This is a genomic window from Sorangium sp. So ce375, from assembly GCF_051473855.1.
In the GTDB taxonomy this organism is placed as follows: domain Bacteria; phylum Myxococcota_A; class Polyangia; order Polyangiales; family Polyangiaceae; genus Sorangium.
This window is the reverse complement of record NZ_CP150335.1, coordinates 3,331,584-3,352,383: the sequence shown is the minus strand read 5'-3', so window position 1 is coordinate 3,352,383 and position 20,800 is coordinate 3,331,584. Positions and strand designations below refer to the sequence as shown.

14 protein-coding genes are annotated in these 20,800 nt (G+C 71.9%); 6 read left to right on the top strand and 8 right to left on the bottom strand.

Annotated features, from left to right (window positions below; translation table 11 throughout):
- The first annotated feature begins 95 nt into the window (after positions 1-95).
- Positions 96-1,370: a (2Fe-2S)-binding protein gene (locus WME90_RS12715; RefSeq protein ID WP_437281371.1), complete on the top strand. Its 1,275-nt coding sequence runs from the start codon at positions 96-98 to the stop codon at positions 1,368-1,370.
- A 39-nt stretch (positions 1,371-1,409) separates the two neighbouring features.
- Here WME90_RS12715 and WME90_RS12710 read toward each other — a convergent pair whose 3' ends face one another.
- The 3 genes from WME90_RS12710 to WME90_RS12700 all read right to left on the bottom strand — a co-directional run bounded on the left by WME90_RS12710 (position 1,410) and on the right by WME90_RS12700 (position 4,679).
- Positions 1,410-2,141: a heme exporter protein CcmB gene (locus WME90_RS12710; protein ID WP_437281370.1), complete on the bottom strand. Its 732-nt coding sequence runs from the start codon at positions 2,139-2,141 to the stop codon at positions 1,410-1,412.
- Entirely contained in the window at positions 2,138-4,081 is a 1,944-nt protein-coding gene (speA, locus tag WME90_RS12705; RefSeq protein ID WP_437281369.1) for a biosynthetic arginine decarboxylase, read from the bottom strand. Before speA ends, WME90_RS12710 begins: the two co-directional genes overlap by 4 nt.
- 235 nt (positions 4,082-4,316) lie before the next feature.
- The gene (locus tag WME90_RS12700) at positions 4,317-4,679 is read right to left on the bottom strand and encodes a hypothetical protein (protein WP_437281368.1); all 363 of its coding nucleotides are present in this window, start codon (positions 4,677-4,679) and stop codon (positions 4,317-4,319) included.
- 210 nt (positions 4,680-4,889) lie between these two features.
- Here WME90_RS12700 and WME90_RS12695 point away from each other — a divergent pair, with 210 nt between their 5' ends.
- Positions 4,890-5,900, top strand: a complete 1,011-nt coding sequence (locus WME90_RS12695) for a CPBP family glutamic-type intramembrane protease (protein WP_437281367.1) — start codon at positions 4,890-4,892, stop codon at positions 5,898-5,900.
- A 33-nt stretch (positions 5,901-5,933) separates the two neighbouring features.
- Here the strand turns inward: WME90_RS12695 and WME90_RS12690 are convergent, their stop codons facing one another.
- Positions 5,934-6,419, bottom strand: a complete 486-nt coding sequence (locus WME90_RS12690) for a hypothetical protein (protein ID WP_437281366.1) — start codon at positions 6,417-6,419, stop codon at positions 5,934-5,936.
- 228 nt (positions 6,420-6,647) lie between these two features.
- Between WME90_RS12690 and WME90_RS12685 the strand changes: the two genes are divergently transcribed.
- The gene (locus WME90_RS12685) at positions 6,648-7,349 is read left to right on the top strand and encodes a transglycosylase SLT domain-containing protein (RefSeq protein ID WP_437281365.1); all 702 of its coding nucleotides are present in this window, start codon (positions 6,648-6,650) and stop codon (positions 7,347-7,349) included.
- A gap of 232 nt (positions 7,350-7,581) precedes the next feature.
- The gene (locus WME90_RS12680; protein WP_437281364.1) at positions 7,582-8,967 is read left to right on the top strand and encodes a KamA family radical SAM protein; all 1,386 of its coding nucleotides are present in this window, start codon (positions 7,582-7,584) and stop codon (positions 8,965-8,967) included.
- A gap of 182 nt (positions 8,968-9,149) precedes the next feature.
- Here WME90_RS12680 and WME90_RS12675 read toward each other — a convergent pair whose 3' ends face one another.
- The 4 genes from WME90_RS12675 to WME90_RS12660 all read right to left on the bottom strand — a co-directional run bounded on the left by WME90_RS12675 (position 9,150) and on the right by WME90_RS12660 (position 15,618).
- Positions 9,150-10,577 (bottom strand): WYL domain-containing protein, encoded by a 1,428-nt coding sequence (locus tag WME90_RS12675; RefSeq protein ID WP_437281363.1) that lies wholly within the window; start codon positions 10,575-10,577, stop codon positions 9,150-9,152.
- 240 nt (positions 10,578-10,817) lie between these two features.
- Positions 10,818-11,438, bottom strand: a complete 621-nt coding sequence (locus WME90_RS12670; protein ID WP_437281362.1) for a hypothetical protein — start codon at positions 11,436-11,438, stop codon at positions 10,818-10,820.
- Positions 11,439-11,698: 260 nt separating this feature from the next.
- A complete protein-coding gene (locus WME90_RS12665; RefSeq protein ID WP_437281361.1) occupies positions 11,699-13,762 on the bottom strand; it encodes a MopE-related protein in 2,064 nt (687 codons plus the stop codon).
- Between the two features lie 209 nt (positions 13,763-13,971).
- Positions 13,972-15,618 (bottom strand): hypothetical protein, encoded by a 1,647-nt coding sequence (locus tag WME90_RS12660; RefSeq protein WP_437281360.1) that lies wholly within the window; start codon positions 15,616-15,618, stop codon positions 13,972-13,974.
- A 202-nt stretch (positions 15,619-15,820) separates the two neighbouring features.
- Between WME90_RS12660 and WME90_RS12655 the strand changes: the two genes are divergently transcribed.
- Positions 15,821-17,146: a porin gene (locus WME90_RS12655; RefSeq protein WP_437281359.1), complete on the top strand. Its 1,326-nt coding sequence runs from the start codon at positions 15,821-15,823 to the stop codon at positions 17,144-17,146.
- Positions 17,147-17,157: 11 nt separating this feature from the next.
- Positions 17,158-20,787 (top strand): PHP domain-containing protein, encoded by a 3,630-nt coding sequence (locus tag WME90_RS12650; protein WP_437281358.1) that lies wholly within the window; start codon positions 17,158-17,160, stop codon positions 20,785-20,787.
- Positions 20,788-20,800: the final 13 nt, after the last annotated feature.

The window sequence follows — 20,800 nt, the reverse complement described above, 5'->3', positions numbered from 1 at the left end:
CATCCCGGCTCTGCCGCCTGCTCCCGCGTTTCTCCTCCGGCTTCCTCCCGCTCCCTCCTTCTGCCGCCGCGGCGCGCGTCTGCTAGCGTCCGCCCATGTTTCGGCGAGGTCGCGCGCTCCAGCATCCGGTCACCATCACCCTCGACGGAGCGGCCGTCCCGGCGGAACGTGGCGAGCCCCTGGCCGTGGCGCTGATCGCCTCCGGGCGCGTGACGCTCGCGCGGAGCCCGAAGCTGCACCGCCCCAGGGCGCCGAGCTGCCTGCGCGGAGGCTGCGATGGGTGCCTCGCGCGGGTCGACGGCGTGCCCAACGTGATGACCTGCCTCCGCCCGGCTGCCGGCGGCGAGCGCATCGAGGTGCAGAACGTCGTGGGCTCGCGGCAGGCCGACCTGCTCCAGGTGACCGACTGGTTCTTCCCGCAGGGGATCGACCATCACCACCTGATGGCCGGCGTCCCCGGCCTGTCCGGGGTCATGCAGTCGATCGCGCGCAAGCTGGCGGGGCTCGGGCGGCTGCCGAGCGAGCCGCTCGCGCCCGAGCGCGCCGCGCGGCTCGACGTGGACGCGGCCGTGATCGGCGGCGGCCCCGCGGGCGTGGCGGCCGCGTCGGCGCTCTCGGCGCGCGGCCTCCGCGTGGCGCTGATCGACGACGGGCTCGCCCCCGGCGGGTCGCTCGCCGGAGCGCCGCGCCGCGCGGCGGAGCTCGTCGCGCGGCACCCGCTCGACGGGGTCCACCTGCTCCGCCAGCACGTGGCCGCCGGCGTTTACCTCGGCGAGCTCCTTGTCGCCGGCGACGCGGGCGCGACCGTGATCAGGGCGCCCGCCAAGGTCTTCGCCACCGGAGCGCACGACGGCGTCGCGGCGTTCCCCAACAACGATCTGCCCGGGGTCTTCTCGGCGCGCGCGCTCTGCCGGCTCCTCGCGTGCGGCGTCGAGCCGACCGGCCCCGTCGCGCTCGCGGGCGAGGGACCATGGGCCGACGAGCTCGCGAGCGCCCTCGGCGACCGCCTCGCGGTCCGGATCCCGCTCGCCGCGCTCGCCGCGGTGAACGGGATCTCGCAGGTGAAGAGCGTGACGGTGCGCGGCGCGCCGTTCGCCCCTGACAGCCCGACGAGCGATCTCCGGGTCGTGGCCGTCGCCGTGGACGCGCCGGCCGCGCCCGCGTTCGAGCTCGCCGCGCAGGCCGGCGCGCGCGTCGAGATCGACCCGCGCGCGGGGTACGCGGTGCAGGTCGACGCGCGCGGCCGAGCCGGCGACGGCCTGTGGGCGATCGGCGAGTGCACCGGCGCCCCGCTCGACCTCGCCGCGATCGAGCGGGCGGCGGCGACCCTCGCCGAGGACGTGCTCGCGGCGCGAGGCGCGGCCGCTTGAGCCCGCGGCCGCGCCGCGCACCGCGCGCCGCGCGGCGGATCAGCCGTCGATGATCAGATCGAAGAGGCCGATCCCGCCGGCGAGGAACACGACGTCGAACACGCCCATGAGCGCCACGTAGTCGGTGAGCTCGCCGATCGCCGCGCCGCCGAAGAGCTCCCGCGTCCCCGCGACCGCGGCGAGCAGCGTCGGCGCGAGCAGCGGGAAGAGCACGCTCGCCAGCACGAGATCGCGGGCGCGGGTGCGCACCGTCATGGCCCCGAAGAGGGTGCCGCTCGCGGCGATGCCCGGCGTCGCGGCGAGGCAGAAGAGCGCGAGCCCGGGGCCCGTCTTCACGAGATCCACCGCGAAGAGGAGCGCCGCGACCGGGATGATGATCACCTCGACCGCGAGCACGAACGCGCAGAGCCCGAGCGCCTTGCCGGCGAAGAGCGCGCTCCTCGCGATCGGCAGCACGAGCAGGCCCGAGAGCGCGCCGTCCTCGCGCTCTCGCTGCCACGTGCGGCTCAGCGCGAGCACCGACGCGAACGCCACGCTCACCCAGATGACGCCGGGCGCGACCCGCTCGGCCGCGTCCTGCCCCGCGTAGAACGCGAGCGAAGCGATCACGGCGACGAGCACCGCGAAGAACCCGCTCGTGGTGACGATCTCGCCCGTGGCGAGCTCGATCGCGAGATCCTTCCGCGCGACGAGCGCCGCCTGGCGCACCCAGCCGGGCCGGCGCCGGGGGAGCGACGCGCGGACCGCGGGCGCGGTGCCCTCCGAGATCACGGCGTGGAGGTGAGGCTCAGGTACGTCTGGTCCTTGAGCCCCCGCTCGTAGTCGGCGAGGAGCCGCATGCCCTCCGTCGGCTTGAGGAGGTCCTGCTTGATCGCGCCGTCCACCTGGGCCTTCACCTTCCCCACGAGATCGCGGTTGTCGTACTGGGTCAGCGCCAGCACCTCGTGGATCTTGTTCCCGGCGATCGTCTCCTCGATGTAGTACCCGCTCTCCTCGTCCTCATCGAGGAAGACGTGCACCTCGTTGACCCGGCCGAAGAGGTTGTGGATGTCGCCCATGATGTCCTGGTACGCGCCGGTCAGGAAGATGCCGACGTAGTACGGCTGGTCGCCCGAGATCGGGTGCAGCGGGAGCGTGTCCTTCACGTCGTTGAGATCGATGAACTTGCTCACCTTGCCGTCGGAGTCGCAGGTGATGTCGACCAGCGTGCTGTCCGCCGCGGGGCGCTCGTTCAGCCGGTGGATCGGCACGATCGGGAAGAGCGCGCCGAGCGCCCAGTGATCGAGCAGCGACTGGAACACCGAGAAGTTGCAGATGTACTGGTCGGCGAGCTGCTTGCGGAGCTCGCCGAGATCGTCCGGCACCTCCTCCGGATCGAGCGCCGACGCGATCTTCTGCATGCTCTCGGCGATCTCCCAGAAGAGGATCTCGACCCGGGCTTTCACGTCGAGGTTGAGGAGGCCGAGCTCGAACATCTTCTGCGCCTCCTCCTTGTTCTGGAGGAGGTCGTGCCACGACTCGCCGAGGTTCGGCCCGGAGATGTTGTCCTTGATGTAGAGGAGGTTCTGGATGAGCTTGTGCTCCTCGGTCTGGATGTCGATCGGCGACATCGGCGTCTTCTCGATCGACCCGAACGCCTGGACGACCAGCACCGAGTGGTGCGCGACGATCGCTCGCCCGGACTCGGAGACGATGCTGGGGTGAGGCACCCGCTCCTCGTCGCAGATGTCGGCGATGTTGTGCACGATGTCGCGCGCGTACTCCTCGACCGAGTAGTTCATCGAGGAGTGGAAGGTCGAGCGCGAGCCGTCGTAGTCGATGGCAAGCCCGCCGCCGACGTCGATGTACTCGATGCGCTGCCCCATCTTGCGGAGCTTCGCGTAGTAGCGCGTCGCCTCGCGCACGGCGCGCTTGATGATCAGGATGTCCGGCACCTGCGAGCCGATGTGGAAGTGGAGGAGCTTGAACGAGGCGCTCATGCCCGCCTCCTCCATGATCCTGATCGCCGCGAGGATCTCGGCGGTGGAGAGCCCGAACTTCGCGTTCTCTCCGCCGGAGGTCTTCCACTTGCCCGCCCCCTCGGTGAGCAGCCGCACCCTGAGCCCGATCATCGGCTCGACGTTCATCTCCTTGGCGACGCGGGTGATCATCCGCACCTCGGAGAGCTTCTCCGCGATGAGGATCACCTTCTTGCCGAGCTTGCGCCCGATCAGCGCCGTCCGGATGAAGTTCTCGTCCTTGTAGCCGTTGCAGACGATCAGCGACTCCGGGTCGGTATGGACCGACAGGCCGGCGAAGACCTCGGGCTTGGAGCCGACCTCGACGCCGTAGTGATAGGTCTTTCCTGCGTCGAGGATCTCCTCCACGACCTCGCGGAGCTGGTTCACCTTGATCGGGAACACGCCGCGGTACGTCCCGCGGAACTTGCTCTCGGCGATCGCCTTGTTGAAGGCCTCGTTGAGCGCCCGCACCCGGTGGTGGAGGAGATCCTGAAAGCGGATCAGCAGCGGCGTGCGGAGGCCTTGCTCGAGCGCCGCGTCGACGACGTCGCGGATCGCGATCTTGCTGCCGCGCTCCTGGAGCGGCGCGACGGTGAGGTTACCGTCCGGGCTCACATCGAAGTAGCCGCGACCCCAGCGGTCGATCATGTACAGCGACTTGGCGTCTTCGGTCGTCCAGACCTCGGTCTCGGTCTCGTGCGCGCTGCTCACAGTCGTTCTCCTTGGCGGGGCTCGCTGCGGGCGACACCCACACCTTCTCTGGGAGTGCCCCAGGCGGGGGCTTCTGGCTCATCAGGGGGACGTCAGATCGTCGGTCCGACGCAGGACGGCTGGACGCCGCGCGCTGGCGACGCGGCTCAATTACGATAGGAACGCCGGACCTTCAAGGGCAGGCAGCCCGGTCGGGAGCGGTGGGGGGGTGGCTCCGAGCAGCGCGCGCTCGGGCCTAGGCCTTCGAGGCTGCCTTCGCCCGCTTCGAGGCCGACAGGTAAAGGTCGTAGAGGCGCGGGACGGGGTACGCCTCGAGGCGCTTCTTGTACCCCTGGTCCTTCGACCGGTTCAGGACGGTCAACGTCTCCTCGATGAGCTTCGCCCGGGTCCCGAACTTCTCCTTCACCACGCTGAACGTCGCGTGCAGGCGGAGGAGCTTGGCGTTCGAGACGTGCTCCAGGCCCTTCGTGCCGCCCCGATCGGAGCTGACGCGCCCGAGCCAGAGGTCCTCGGTCCCGAACCCTTTCACGGCCTCGACGAGCTTCGCCTTGTCGCCGAAGCGCTCCTTCACGATCGCAAGCGGATTTTTGCTGGCCATTGCTGATCTCCCACGGGCAGGCGAGGCCTGCGCCGGACATGCGCGAGATGACTCGCGCGGCATTGAAGAGGGGGCGCGATCTAGCAGAGCAGGGCGGGTCGCCGCAAGGTCGCGCTGCGCGGGAGGGGCCGCGCCCGCGGCGGTCGAGGTGCCGCGTCGGCTGCGCGTCGCCGCTGTGCTGGGTCGCGGATCGTGGTACAGGGCGCGCCGATGCTCAACCTGGGGAGCTGGCTCGTGGCGCACGTCGACCGGTTCCGGCCGCTCCAGCCCCTCTCGGACGTGCCCCCCCGGCTCGCAGCGCCCTCGTCGGCCGTGGCGAGCACCCTCCTCAAGGCCCTGTTCCCGGTCGCCGCGTACATCGCGCTCGCGCCCGTCCTCTGGCTCTTCTTCCGGCGCACCTGGCGGGAGCTCGACGTCGAGGCCCACGAGCACCAGCGGCGCACCCTGGCCGCCGGCGGCTACGACCGCCGTCCCGCCGTCCTGTTCACGATCACCGCCGTCGTGCTCATGCTGCAGCAGTACTACGGCGGCCGCGCGGTCTACGACGAGCACATCCGGCCGTGGCTGCGCGAGATCGAGCTCGCTCAGTCGCTCTCGCCGGCCGGGACGCTGCTGCCCATCTCGCTCCGCCGCTACGACGAGCTCTACGGCTATGTCTGGTGGTCGTTCACCCGCGTCTTCGGCTACGTGGCCATCCCGATGGTCGGGTGGAAGCTCTGCTTCCCGAAGGACAGCCTGCTCGACATGGGGCTGCGCGTCCGGGGGCTCGCGAAGCACGCGTGGATCTACCTGCTCTGCCTCGCGGTCGTGGTCCCCGCGGTGTTCGTCGTCGCGAGCGCGCCCGATTTCGGGACCTATTACCCGTTCTACAAGCAGTCCTCCCGCTCCTGGTTCGATCTCATCGCCTGGGAGGCGATGTACTTCGCCCAGTTCTTCGCGCTGGAGATCTTCTTCCGCGGCTTCTGGCTCTCCGGCCTGCGGCACACCCTGGGCTCCGGCGCGATCTTCGCGATGATCGTGCCCTACTGCATGATCCACTTCGGCAAGCCGTACCTGGAGGCGGCCGGCGCCGTGGTCGCCGGGATCGCGCTCGGCTCGCTCGCGATGCGCACGAAGAGCATCTACTCGGGCTTCCTGGTCCACGTCACGATCGCGCTGCTCATGGACCTCGTCGCGCTGTCGAACCGCGGCGCGCTGCCGCGATCGTTCTGGGGGACGTGACGTCTCCACCGTCGGCCCGCCGGCCTCCGCGCCTCAGCCGAGCGTCCGGGTCAGCTTGCGCATGATCTCCGCCCGGCTCCGGTCCCGGATGCCGCGACGGTAGAGCGCCTCGAGCCCGGCGGCGGCCGCGCGGACCGCGTCGCGGTGCTCGGCGTCCCAGGGGAGCACCGCGAGCCTCCGCCACAGGATCTTCTCGAGGAGCCGGGGCCTGCGCTTGGCCAGCGCGCCGCTCGCGAGCTCGATGACCCGGGCCGAGGTGGGGTCGGCGCGCATCGCGCGCACGAAGAAGCCCACGGCCGCCGTGACGCGGCGGCCGCCGTGCATCGCCTGTACTCCAGCGTCGCACAGGGCCTCGGCCCGCTCTCGCGGGGTCGCGGCGCGCCGCGCGCGCTCCCGCGCGGCCTGCACCTCGGCGCTCAGCGCGTCCCGGCGCTTCCGGGCAGGGCGCATCTTGACGACGAGGAACAGGATGAAAAGGGCCGCAACCCCCGCGAGCACGTGCCGCCAGCCGATCTCCATGGCGCCCGCCTTACTACAGCGCCCGGGACGTGCTCACCAGAACGAGCTTCCACGGGGGCGTCGCGGCGCGCTGGATGGCCGATGGCCGATGGCCGATGGCCCCGCGGAGGCGTCCGCGGAATGACGGCGCGGGCCCGCGGCGTTGTTCTCCAATTCAGCTTGCTCCGATTCCATCGCCACGGCTTCCGCCGACACGGTGCGGTTTGCACGAGCAGACGATCGCAACCTATGCTGAGCCGACAGATGCCTGCCCCGTCGACCTCCGGCCCTTCCGTTCGCGTGCCCCTGCGCGCCCTCGCCGCCGCGCTCGGGCTCGCCGTCCTCGCGCTGCACCCGGGCAGCGCGCTCGCGGACATCTTCACGTACACCGACGCGGATGGAACTGTGCACTTCGCGAACCGCCCCACCGGCGACGCGCGGTTCAAGCTGTACATCAAGGGCGACGGGCGCCGATCGTCGGCGCGCCCCGGCGTGACGCCGGTCGCGCCGAGCGACAAATCGGTCGAGCGCTTCAGCCGCTACGACGCGTGGATCCGGCAGGCCGCGGCGCTTTACCAGATCCCCGAGGAGCTCGTCCGCGCGGTGATCAAGTGCGAGAGCGACTACGACCCGCGGGCCGTCTCGCCCGTCGGCGCGCAGGGGCTGATGCAGCTGATGCCAGAGACCGCCCTCCGCATGCAGGTGCGCGACGCGTTCGACGCGAGGGAGAACATCTTCGGGGGAACGCGGTACCTGCGCATCCTGGCCAACCTCTTCAACGGAGATCTCGATCTCACCATCGCCGGCTACAACGCCGGAGAAGGGGCGGTCATGAGGCACGGCGGCATCCCGCCCTTCGAAGAGACGCAGGCCTACGTGACGCGCGTTCGGACCTACTACGCGCGCTACCGCACCACGCGGGACACCGCGGTCGCCTCGATCGAGCCCTGACCGGCTCGCCCGCCGCGCGCGCTCGCGCGTTCGCCGACCGCCCGTCCGCCCGCCAGCCGGGGACGCCGTTCGGCGACATGAGGCGCACATCGCCCCCGACCGGGGGACCGCGATGCTACGCTCCCAGGAACCGCTGCCGCAGCCTCTCCCGGGCAGGCCCCGGGACGCGCAGGCGCAGGCACGCGGCCATCCCCGACGCTCTCTTTGCTCCGCGCGAGCAAGGGTCCACGACATGACGACCACCTCGAGCCTCATCGAACTCACAAAGCGAAGCCACGACATCGCGCCCCTCAAGCCGCCGGTGGACCCGGCGTCCCTCCACCACGCGAACCTGCTCGAGCTGCCCGACTTCCGCAGGATCCCGGCCTACGCCGACGTGACCGACGAGCAGTTCATGGACCACCGGTGGCAGGCGAAGAAGTCGATCACCCGCCCCGACAAGCTGCTCGACACGCTGCGCGGGATGGTGTCGGACGACTTCATCCGGGACGCGACCGAGGGCTTCGCGCGCGCGCCGATGAGCGTCCGGGTCTCGCCGTACATGCTCTCGCTGATCGACTGGAACGATCCGTACACCGATCCGCTCCGGACGCAGTTCATCCCGCTGGCCTCGCGCTTCCTGCCGGATCACCCGAAGCTCGGGCTCGACTCGCTCCACGAGCGCGCGGACGCGCCCGTCCCCGGGCTGACGCACCGGTACGCCGACAAGGCGCTCTTCCTCCCGCTCGACACGTGCCCCGTGTACTGCCGCTTCTGCACGCGCAGCTACGCGGTGGGCATCGACACGGAGGAGGTCGAGAAGACCCACTTCAAGGTCGACGAGGAGCGCTGGAAGCGAGCGTACGCCTACATCGCGTCGCGCCCCGAGCTCGAGGACATCGTCGTCTCCGGCGGTGACGCGTACAACCTGCGGCCGGAGCAGCTCGGCGCGATCGGCGAGACGCTCCTCAAGATGCCGAACATCCAGCGCATCCGCCTCGCCACGAAGGGCCCGGCCGTGATGCCGCAGAAGATCCTGACCGACGACGAGTGGATCGACGCGGTCACGCGCACGGTCGAGCTCGGCCGGAAGCTGCACAAGGAAGTCGTGATCCACACGCACTTCAACCACCCGAACGAGATCACGGGCGTCACCCGCGACGCGATGAACAAGCTCTTCGAGCGGGGGATCACGGTCAGGAACCAGTCCGTGCTGCAGCGCGGGGTGAACGACGCGCCCGAGACGATGAAGCTGCTCGTGAAGCGCCTGGGGCACGTGCACGTGCACCCGTATTACGTCTACATCCACGACCTCGTCCGTGGCGTGGAGGACCTCCGGACCACGCTGGCGACCGGGCTCATGATCGAGAAGCACGTGCGCGGCTCGACCGCCGGGTTCAACACGCCCACGTTCGTCGTCGACGCGCCCGGCGGCGGAGGCAAGCGCGACGCGCACTCGTTCGAGCACTACGACCGCACGACCGGGATCTCGGTGTTCGAGGCGCCGAGCGTCAAGCCGGGGCAGCGGTACACGTACTTCGATCCGATCGATCAGCTCCCGCCCGAGGGGCGCGCCCGCTGGGCGGACCCGGCGGAGCACCAGAAGATGATCGACGAGGCGCTCCACGCCTCGCGCTGATGCGGGCTGGCTCCGCGTGTCGTGGATCCCGCAAGGGATCGCTGAACCGCGGAGCAAGAGCGGGGCGCAGATTCATGGGATACGGGCTCAGCCGCTAGGCAGGCGAGTGAGGCGTACGAAAGTACGCCGCAGCGAGCTTCACTCTGCGGCTGAGCCCGCAGCGCACGAATCAGCGCCCCGCTCTAGGCCTCGGCGGTCGACGGCGGCTCCTCGTAGCGCGCGAGCGCGCCGGCGAGCTCGCGCTTCACGCGGTCCACGAGATCGGGCGGCTCGACCACGCGCGCGGTCTCGCCGAAGCCGAGGACCCACGTCGCGAGCTCGGTCATGTCGCCGATGAGCATCGTGAGCCGCACGCCCCCGCCGGACAGCGGCGTGATCTCCTGGGACGGGTGCACTTTGCGGGTCCGCACGAACTCGGTCACGCGCTCGTCGAAGTCGATGACGACGCGCCGGGGCTCACCCCCGCGCCAGATGCCGAACTGGCCCTGGAAGTAGTCGTCGATGGAGAAATCCGGGGGCAGCTCGAAGCGCTCGGTGACGGCGCACTCCGTGTCGCGCATGCGATCGAGCAGGAACGTGCGCACCTCGCCGCGCCCCACGTGGAGGCCCACGCAGTAGATCGCGTCCTTGTAGAGGACGAGCGCGTACGGGTGGATGAGCACCCGCTCCTCGCGCCCGTCCCGCGAGCGGCGGTAGCGGCACCGCAGGGGGCGCAGGTCGGCGACGGACTGGAACAGGTCGTCGAGCTCCTCGGTGCGCGCGGCGTAGTCCTTCGGGGCGAACGGGAGATAGAGGAAGCGCTCCTCGAGCCGCGCGTCGGCGACGCCGGCGTTCGGGCCGCGCCCAGGCCTGCGCGCGACGCCGAGGAGGCGCTGCGCGGCGAGGTCGATCTCCTCGAACAGGGTCGAGCCGCGCATCGGCTCGAACAGCCGGCGCGCGGCGAGCAGGGCGTACGCCTGCGTGCGCCGCACCTCGACGCGCCGGGGCGCCTCGCTCGGGGAGAGCCGCCAGAGTCGAGGGCCCCCGGGGCGTGTGGCGACCGACACGAGATCGAGCTCGCGCTTGACCTCGACAAGGTAGCGCCGGAGCGAGCGCGGCGTGACGTTGAGCTCGCGCGCGAGATCGTAGATCGTCAGGCCGGCCGGGTGCTTCTGCAGCAGGCTGCGCAGCGAGTCGAGCCGCCGGTGCTGCGTGAACGGGCCTCGCGGCCGGCCGCGCTGCGCGCCAGCCCTGACCTCGTCGTCATCGTCGTCGTCCTCCGGCGGAGGCGGCCGCTTCGAGGCGGCCGCGGGAGGACCAGCCTCAGCTCGCGGAGAGGCCGCAGGAGGGCGCACGCTCGGCGCGGGCGGGGCCGCCGTGCTCGACCTGACGTCGAGCGCCGCATCCCCGGTGAGCCGCGGCGCGCCCGCGCGCGGCTTCGAGGGCGGCGTCGCGCCGCTCGAGAACGGGTCGGCGGTCTGGCTGGCGCGCGGGCGCGGAGCAGCCGCTGCCCCGCTCGCTCTACCGGCCCCCCGCGCGCGGGGTGTGGAAGACGACGAGGTGGCCGGCGCATGGGCACCCCCAGGGCCTGTGCGAGCAGCGCGCGCCATCAGCTCAGCGCTGTATCGCATCACCCCTTCCCGTCCAAGATGTTTGTCCCGCGCCCGCCGACCGAGCAGCGATCGCCGACCGGGCGCGCGAGGCGGCGCTCGTCGCTCGCGGAGCTCCGGGCGGTGGCGCGCGGCGCTCGCGAGGGCGCCGTGGGCCCGCGAAATGTCGTTCGGTTACGGGAATTTCGCTGCGGCGAGCCGCGGGACGCAGCGGCGAGCGGCGCGAGCCGGAGCAGGTCCGCCGCGCTGCCGGCGGGCGGCTCACCAGGGGCGATCGCGCATCGTCTTCTTGTACTGCTCCTTGTAGAGGTCGTGGCACTGCTTGCAGCTCGCCTTCGCGCCGTCGACATCGCCGGCCTTCGCCTTGGTGATGCCGGCCTTCGTGATCGCCACCCAGCTGCCCATGCCGGGCGGCGGCTTGCCGGCCACGTACTGCAGCGCCGCCGCGATCTTCGCCGCGTCGCCGCTCGAGGTCGCGGAGGCCATCGTGCTCTTCATCCAGGCCTGCATCGGGCAGAGCTTCTGGCCCTTCGCGCCGCACTCGAACTTCTTCTCGCCGGCCTGCGCAGCGGCGGTCGCCGCTGTTCCCGCGGCCGCGGCGGCCGTCGCCTTCGGCGCCGCCGTGGCGGCTGCCTCCGCCGGCTCGGCGGTCGCCGCGGCCGTCTCCGCCGGCGCGGCCGTCGGCTCGGCGGTCGCCACCGCCTGCACGGCCGCCGTCGCCGCCGGCGCAGCCGTCGTCGCCGCAGGAGCGGCGCTCTCGATCGGCTTGCCCTCGGCCTCCGCCCCCGGGGGCGTCGCGTCGCTCCCCTTGCTGCCGCAGCCGAGCGTGGCGAAAGACAGGCTCGCGAGCAACAGCGCGAGCGGCGTGATCGTTCTCCTCATGCAGTCTCCTTGGGTGATGAACGGAAGCGCTCTTGACGAGCGCGAGGCCGAGGGGTGCGTGCCGCGGTCCTCGGTGCGCCGCGCAGTGTAATCGGGTCGCCGTCCGTCCGCTGCGGTCGCGCGCCCTCCCTCGGGCGGCACCCCCGGAGCGCCGCTGCCTCACGGCGCCCTCGCCGGGGGCGCCGCCGAGGCACATCCATCAGGGCGTCGGGCGCCCACTCGCCCGGCGCGCCGCCTGCCAGACGGCCCTGCGCGGCGTTTCAGTCGCGCGTGCCGGGCGTCGAGGCAAACGTCGACCACTGGAAGTTGTCGAGGAGGGCCACGGAATCGTTCCAGGGATCGCCGGTATCCCAAAGTACGAAGCGCAGCTCCATGATCTCACCCGGGGTGACATTGCCGTTCATGACCAGCCACCCGGTCCCGCCGCCCGCGAGCTCGCTCGAGCCGCACCAGCCGGGCTCGCCGTCGAACTGGGCAAGCGGCCTCGTGACATCGAACCCCGTCCCGCGGAGCTGCGCGATGCCCGTGCAGGTGGTCGTCGTGCCGGGGGTGGCGCCGCCGCCGCACCCGGTCGGCCCGTTCACGCACTGGGTGAAGAGCCCTGTGCCGCCGAACGCGAGGTTCGTGCCCAGCGGGTAGAGCGGCTCCCCGGCGGGCGGAGGATCATAGAAGGCGAGGTTCCCGTCCGCCGGGTTCGGCGTGTCGCCTGGAAAGGGCTCGAACGTCGAGTCGAGGAGCGCCAGAAAGAAGTCGTTGAACCGGCTGCACACCCACTCGGGATACTCGGACGAGAGGAAGAACGTCGAGACGCTGAACGCGCTCGCGTTCGTCGGCACGCGGATGCGCAGCCGCAGCATCACGGGATCGTAGGCTGTCGCGCCGCCCTGTGGACCCGGGCACCCGGGCGCGTTCGGGAGGTCGCCGCCGTTCGCGCCGAGCCAGTCCGCGGGCACCCTGCTCGACGTCCCCATGTCCTGGCCGCCCTGGAACGCGGCGAAGCTCGGTCTCGTGTTGTTCGGCGCCGCCTGGGCTGCGGCGACGCCGGTCGAGAGCACCGCGAGCCGCGCGCCCCGGAGCGGCGCGATGCCGGATCCGAAGCCCTGGCGGATCGACCGCTGCGCCGCCGCCGGCGCGCCGGCGCCGTCGGCGCGGTGGAAGCTCGCGGAGAGGACACCCCACGTGCGCTGCGAGCGCGACGGCGGGCTCGCCGTCGTGGTGACGCAGAGGTCCATCGCCCTCGCGTAATCGAGCGCGGTCGCCGAGTCGCTCGCGAGCCCGGCGTCACAAGGCGCGGTGTTGTCGACCGCGCCGTCGCAGTCGTCATCGAGCCGGTTGCCCGCCACCTCGAACGCGCCGCGGTTCACGAGGGCCGGAGCGCCGCACCCGTCCGACGGGGCGTCGCAGCAGTCGCCGTCGCAGATCGTCCACCCGTCGCCGTCCTGATCGGGCGGGTTGTCGACGCCGCCGTCGCAGTCGTTGTCGATGCCGTCGGCGCACACGTCGAGCTGCGGCAGCACCTGGTCGAGGCACGGCCCCCACGAGAGGCCGCTCGGCCTGCAGGTGGAGACCCCGGGGGCGCAGGGAGCGACCCCCTCGGTGCCCGGCGATCCCTCGTAACACGCCCTCGTCGCGCCCGGCGCGCACGAACAGGGCCCGCGCTCCGCCTCGTCATGCTCGCACCCGTCCGCCGGGTCGTGGTTGCAGTCGAGAAACCCGTCCTCGCAGGCCGTGAGCGCGCACGCGCCCGAGACGCAGGCGATCCCGGCGTGCGAGAGCTCCGGGCAGGCGCGACCGCACACGCCGCAGCTCAGCGTGTCCGTCTGGAGGTCTCGACAGACACCATCGCAGCACGCCGCGCCACCCTGACACGGGTGCGCCGCCGAGCAGCCCTGAACGCACTCGCCCTCTGCGGTGCACAGCGCGCCCAGGGGACAGTCGCCATCGGTGATACAGGCAACACAGGTGTGCTTCGCGGGATCGCAGGTGAGCGAAGCTGCGCAGTCGGACTCGGCTTCGCAGCCGGCCAGACAGCGCTTCGCCTCGGGATCGCAATAATGGCCTGGCGGACACGCGAAAGGGCCGGGAAGACATGCAACGCAGTTGCCCGTCTCCAGGTCGCAGAGCGGCGCGCTCGGGTCCGCGGAGCAGTCGCTCGTCCGACAATCGGCGGCGTCTTCGCCTCCACCGCCCCGCGGGGCGTCGGGGCCTGCCGCGCCGGCACAGGACGGCGCCACGCCGGACGCGAGCGCGAGCCCGATCACGGCGGTGAGCCCTCCTGCCCAGGCCAGCGGGCGGCGGCGGACAGCGCGGGTTCTGGTCGACATCGGCAAGCGGCTCCCCTCCTCTCGGTGCGACGCACCCGAGGGGTGCCCGACCGCTGGGATCATCGTAGAGTACCCGGTCGGGACCTCGAACGACGGCGGATCAATGGGCGTGAGGCGCCTCGCCAGAACGGCGCCGGCGCGTTCGCCGGGCGCTCGGCGACGCGCGGCGCGGCCGGCTGCGCCGCGCCGAGGTGCGACCGGGGCGTCGATCAGCGCGTGTGCTCGTAGAGCGTGAAGGCACCATCGCGCTCGATCCGGCGAAACGAGCGGTGCGCCGCGGTGAACACCGGCCTATCCGGCCGCTCGTTCCGGAGGATGACGTAATCGTACGCGACGCCGTGGACATTCGGGTCGAACCGCTCACCGCGGTTCGCCGGCGGCGCGGGGAGACGGCGCTTCAGCTTGAAAGGGAAACCCACGTTATACCAGCCGTCCGCGCTGAAGCCCCCGTGCATGATCTGCACCCACGACGCGAAGTGGTTCGTGCCCTCGATGATCAGCGATTCATCGGTCCGCGGAGGCAGCGCCACGAAGAGGACCTCGGCGCCCGGCGGGATCCGCTCCACCAGCCGGGCGAACGGCTCGACCCGCTCGTCGAAGCGTTCGTATTTCTCCGAGAGGTGGAGCGGCAGCACGAGCGCCGCGGCCACTGCAGGGACCATGAGGAGGCGAGAGCGGCCCTGGAGCGGCGCCGTGATGGCCAGGAAGCCGAAGAAGCAGATGAACGGCGAGAAGCGCCCGCTCACGAACCACCAGTCGAACGGGCGAGCCAGGTGCAACGGCACGAGGAAATAGCAGGCTGCCATGGCCGCGCAGAGCGCGAGCGAGCGATGGCGGTGCAGCCGGTCGAGGAGCGAGCCGGCAGGCGGGCCTTCGTCGCGCGCCGGAAGGCGGCTAACGAGGGAGCGCGGAACGACGCCAGACAGGCCCAGCAGCGACGCGACAGCGAGCAGCACCCAGAAGACCCGGGTGTCGAGATCGCCCGATACCGAGTCGAGCGTGTACTCGGGGAACGATCGGAGCATCTCGTACCATGGCACCCAGGCGCCCTGGAACCGCGGGCCGCTCCGCAGATCGACCATGGGGCTCTTGAAGGCGACGAGCTGCCATAGAACGAGCGCGACGGCGGGCGCGAAGAGCGGCAGCGCGCCCGCGATCCGCGACCACCGGGGCAGGTGGCAGAGCATCAGCACGGCGACGCAGACGTAGTAGCCGAAGAGGATGAGCGGATGGCTAAGGCCGCAACCGACGCTGAGAAGGGCCACGGCGACGCCGCGCCCGGCGCTCGGCCGACCGAGGTAGGCGTCGAGCGCGACGACACCTGCGAGCAGCAGCGCGACGCCGACGAGGAACGGCAGGAAGCCGCACGCCCAGGAGAGGCTGAAGGCCAGCGGGAAGGTGAGGACCGAGAGCCAGGGGCTGCGCTGCGTCCGGCGCGCCCAGCCGAGCGCGGCCGCGGGGATGGCGAGCACATAGCCGGAGAGCACGACGCGATTCGCGTTCTCGAGGCCGACGCCATAGGCGATCACGTGCGTCAGGATGTGATAGGCGCCGTAGGGGGCCGGACGGAGGCTGAGCTCGTAGAAGTCCCTGAAGCGCGTCCACGGCTCATCGAAGCTGTGCCAGATATGGACGGCGGCGAGGTGGTTCGGCAGATCGAGCAGCGGCAGGAAGCGCACCCGCCATATCGGCACGATGGCCGCAACGGCGAGGAGCGCGAACACCACGACGAACGCCCTGTCGCTCGCCCAGCTCCAGGCCGCGGAAGGCGCCTCCGCAGCGGGGTGGCGGGGCGGCGGGGCGGCGGCCGGGGGCGTGGGATCGCTGTCAGTCGGGATCGAACCGGGCATTTCCATAAGAAGAGTGGCGCTCCCCTACCCTCGGCTGCCGCGCGAGGCGCCGCGAGGGTTAGCACAGGGCGCCGCGCGGATTGCAGCGCTGCGTGTCTTCCTCTAGTTTCCCGGGCGCCTCGCCGGCGGGCACGGCACGAGGTGACACCGACACGCCATCCGGAGCGGCACCGGGCGCTCCACGCAGCCCTCCAGGAGACCTGAATCCATGAGGCACCTCGCTCGCGTCGCAGGCGGCGCAGCAGTCCTGCTCGCCGCCGCCACGCTGCGCGCGCAGGAGCCCGAGCCCGCGGCGGAGGAGCCCGCCGCCGCCGCGAGCCCGGTCGACGCGCAGGCAGGACACGGCGACGCGACCGGCGAGCCGGATGACACAGGGGCGCCGGCCGCTCCGCCGAGCGCGCCGGTGCGAGGTCCGCGGCCGCGCGGGGCGCCCGCGGCGGCCTCGCCTGCGCCCGGGAGCGGCGACCTCCTTCCGCCAGGCTTCCGGGAGCGGGCGCGGGTCGCGCTCGGGCCGCTGGAGATCGCGCCGATCGCGCTGATCGCGCTGCAAGCCGCGCCCTACGTGGGCGACGACGCGCTGACCCAGGCCGGCGACGTCGCCGAGCAGCCCGGCTTCCGGCTGCGCCGGGCCCGCGCCGGGCTGCGCGGCGACGTCGCGGGGCTCGTCCGGTTCGCCCTCTCGACGGAGCTCGCCGAGGACGACGCGGGGACGGCGCGCATCCACGAAGCGTGGGCCGGCGTCATGGCGGCGCGCGCGCTCGAGGTGATCGCGGGCGCGCGCACCGTGCCCTTCTCGCGCTCGGCGATGACCGGCGCCGGCGACGGGGCCCTCGCCGAGCGGCCGCTCGCCGTCCGCGCGATCGCGCCGTTCACGCAGGTCGGGATCCAGGCCGAGGGGCACTTCGAGGACCGCGCCTTCAGCTATCATGCGGGCGTCTACAACGCCTTCCAGCGCTCCGATCGGTTCTACGCAGGCCACGCCGAGGGCCTCGCTCCCCTCGGCAACCGCTTCGAGGGGATCGCCGTCGCCGGCCGGCTCGCCACCGAGCCGCAAGGCCCGCTCGGCCGGACGCTCCAGGACGTCGCCCGCTCGCCCTTCCGCCTGGGGGTGGGCGCCGACGGCTTCTTCAGCGACGGCGGCGCGCGCACGCTCTACGGCGCGAGCGCCGATGTCCTTGTGCACGCCGCGGGGCTGCACGCGCTCGTCGAGGTGCTCTGGACCGCGGCGAACCCCAAGGCGGTGCCCACCCAGCCGATGGCGCAGGTCACCTCGGTCTCGTCCCTCGCGCTCGTGCTCGAGGCAGGCCACATGATCGTCGCGCGGAAGCTCGGTGTCTCGGGTCGGGTGGAGTGGATCGATCCCAACCTCGATGTCGAGGACGAAGGGGACAACCTCGTGCTCACCGGCGGCGTGAGCTACCACGCGTACGACGATCTGGTGAAGGCGCAGCTCGAATACACGCATCGTGAGGAGCTCGGCGGGCTGTCGCTCTCGAACGACGCGCTCCTCTTGCAACTCCAGCTCTCGCTGTAGGGGAGATCTCTGTGCGGCGAACCCACCGCTCGGTCACGAGAGCAGCGCTCGTCCCGCTCGCCACCGCGGCGCTCGCCGCCCCCGCGCTGCCGAGCTGCGGGGCCGACAGGCTGCTCCGCGCGAAGCGGATCGAGCAGCGCGCCGAGCTCGTCGGCGGCCCTGTGGCGATGGCGGACGTCGGCGACTTCCTGCTCGAGAACGACCAGATCCGCGTGGCGATCCTGGGCGGGCGGGACTCCCCTGGACCGGGGATCTTCGGTGGAGCCATCGTCGACGTCGACCGGCGGCGCGGGCGGATCGGCGAGGAGGGCGGACAGGGGCGGGACCGGTTCGCGGAGATGTTCTCGCTCGCCAACCTCATCGTGCCCGATCCCACGGCGACCGACGTCTCCGTGCTCGCGGACGGCTCCGACGGCGCGGAGGCCGGGATCCGCGTCGAGGGAGACGGAGAGTTCCTGTTCGAGGCGATAGGCCTGCTCCGGGCGCAGGAGGATCTGCTCGGCCTGTTCTTCCCCCACGTCCGCTCCAGGATCCGCTTCCGCACAGACTACCTCCTTCACCCGGGCGATCGGTTCGTGACGGTGCGCACCGCGCTCCTGCTCGACGACAGGCCGCCGCCCGGCTGCGAGCCCCAGAGGAGCTGCGGGCCGTGCCCGAACGGGTACCAGCAGGATCCGGACGGCTGCCTGACCTGTGCGTGCAGCGACGTCCTGCCGCTGGACAACGCCACGGCCCCCGTCTCGGTGTTCGGCGGCATCCTCGGCGATCCGCCGGAGGCCGCGCAGGAGGCGTCGTCGCGCCGCGCCGGCATCGTCGCCGGCGATTTCGTGTTCTTCGGCAACCAGAACGACGTCTTCGCGCCCGGAGCAGGCTTCGACGAGGACACGGCGGTCCAGGACGCGTGGAACGCTGGGCGAAACTCGTTCCAGGCGCCGCTCACCTTCGATTTCGTGGCCGCGGCGGGCGGCGACGTCAGCTACGGCTACTTCACGAGGGCAGCGGAGGGCGCGGCGCCGCCCGTGGTCAACGTGCCCCTCTTCGCGAGCGCGGCGACGGCGTTCGTGTCTGCCAGCCGATCGTGCCTGTACAGCGAGGAGGACGACGCGGCGTGCGACGCCCACCGCGCGTTCAGCTACGAGCGCTACCTGGCCGTCGGCGACGGCGACGTCTCGAGCGTGACGGGCGTGATGCACCGGCTCCGCGGGACGGCGACGGGCACGGTCAGCGGCCACGTTCTGTGGGAGGACACCCTGGAGGCCGCGCCGAACGCCCGGGTGTTCGTCTTCGCCGATCCCGATCCCTCGCGGCCCTTCGGCTCGCTGGACGAGCTCGTGGCGGCCAACCGGGAGACGCGCGGCGACGTGGGCCTCGTCGACGAGATCGACGCGGATCTCGGCCTCGACCCGTCCGAGGACGGCGATTTCCGCGGCGCCCTGCCGCCTGGCAGCTACCTGCTCGTGGCGAGGAACGCGTCGGGGACGGCGATGTCGGCGCCCATCCGGGTGCCCGTGCGGGCTGGAGACGAGGTCGCGGTGTCGCCGCGCCTCCCTGCGCCCGCGAGGGTGCGCTACCGCGTCGCGGACGAGGCCGGGCAGCGGGTGCCGGCCAAGCTCGCCTTCGTCTCGCTCGACGAGGCGGGGCGGAGGCTCCCGGGGGACGGCCGGCGCAGGGTCTACCTCGGCGACGGCCGGCTCGGGAACGGCAACCGCGCCGTCGAGGTCACGGCCACCGGAGAGGGAGAGGTCGAGATCGAGCCTGGGCGATACCAGATCACCGTGTCGCGAGGCATCGAGTACGGCATCTACGTGGAGCGCGACGTCACGCTCGCGCCGGGCCGTGTGTTCCAGCTCGATGCCACGCTCGTGCGCGAGGTCGACACGAGCGGCTGGATGTCGGCCGACATGCACCTCCACTCCGAGCCGAGCTTCGACAGCGGCATGGCGCTGCCGCGGCGTGTGGCCACGGCGGCGGCCGAGGGCGTGGAGCTCGCGGTGTCGACCGACCACGACGTCGAGACGGACTACCGGCCGACCGTGCGCGCGCTCGGGCTCGCGCCCCACCTGGCCACGGCGATCGGCGCGGAGATCACCACGCTGGAGCAGGGGCATTTCATCGGTTTCCCGCTCGAGTACGACGGGCTCGACGTCCCGGGCCACGGGGCGCACGACTGGACCTGCGAGCCCGGCGGGGCGATCCTCGACGCCATCCGCGCCTCCGGCGACGGCACGGTCGCGCCGCTGACGATCGTCGCGCACCCGCGCGACGGCTTCTTCGGCTACATCGATCAGCTGGGCGTCGACACCTACACGATGGGCCGGACGCCGACGTTCCTCGAGGAGAACAACCCCGTCTTCCGGACCGCGAGCTGCGCGTTCGATGCCATGGAGGTCATCAACGGCAAGCGGTTCGATCTGGTGCGCACGCCGAGCGTGGCCGAGGTCGCCGACTGGAACCGCTGCCTCGGGCGGCTGAACGCCGCCGGGAGCGCCGCCGAGATCGAGGCCGCGTGCCCCGAGGAGGCGGGCTGGCTGCGCGCACCGTGCGCGGCGACGTCCGCGCCGGGCGGCGCCTCCGGCGCGGGGGCGACCGCCGCCGTCGCGGACTGCAGGCGCCGCGCCCGCACCGACCTGGCGTGGGCGCTGATGAAGCGCATCCTGGCCCGGACGCCCGACGAGCAGGAGAAGAACTGGAGCTTCTCCGGAGCGACCTCCGACAGCCAGGAGCTCTGCGGGCCCGCTGCGCTCGGCGGCGCGCCGGTCCCCGAGGAGGAGCGCGACGCGCCTTGCACGTACCGTGCGGGCCAGGTGGACGACTATTTCCGCTACCTCGAGCGCGGCTTCGCGCCGGCGCAGATCGCCAGCAGCGACAGCCACGACGGCTCGAAGGAGCCGGGCTTCCCGCGGACCTATTTCCGGAGCGCGACCGACTCCCCTGCTGCCCTCGAGACGCCGGCCGCGGTCGAGAGCCTGAGAGCCGCGCACGCCTTCGCGACGTACGGCCCTTTCATCCGCGCGACGATCGGCGGCAAGACGTATGGTGAGGTGGCGGCGGCGAGCGCCGGGGAGCCGCTCGAGCTCCTCTTCGATGTCCAGACGGCGAGCTGGTTCGGCGTCGATCGGGTGGAGATCTACCTCAACGGCGGGATGGTCCGCTTGCTGGAGCCGGCCATGCCCCCGAGCGCGCTCGTGGACGTGCGCGGCAAGGTGACCTTCACGGCGCCGGCTCGCGACTCCTGGGTGGTGATCATCGCCATGGGGCTCGAGGACAGGAACCTCATGAGCCCAGTCGCTCTGGACGTCCCTTTCGGAGAGATCCAGCTCTCCCGGCTGGCAGGCGACGCGTTCGGCAGGATCCCTGCGCTCAGCGCCCTGTTCGCGGCCACGCCCACGGTGCCCGACTGGTCGCCGGTCCCGCCGTATGCGATCACCAACCCGATCTACATCGATGTCGACGGCAACGGCCGCTACGACGCTCCGCTGGCGAGGCCCGACTTCTGCTCTCGCCCCTGCAATCCCGACGTCCTCGCGCCGGAACAGTGTCCGGCGGACCAGGATTGCCTGACGGAAGAGGCGGTTTGCGGCTTTCCGATCCCGGGCAAGTGCGACCATCGCCGCCCGGCGCTCGGGTACCGCGACCACTGAACGCCGGTCCCCG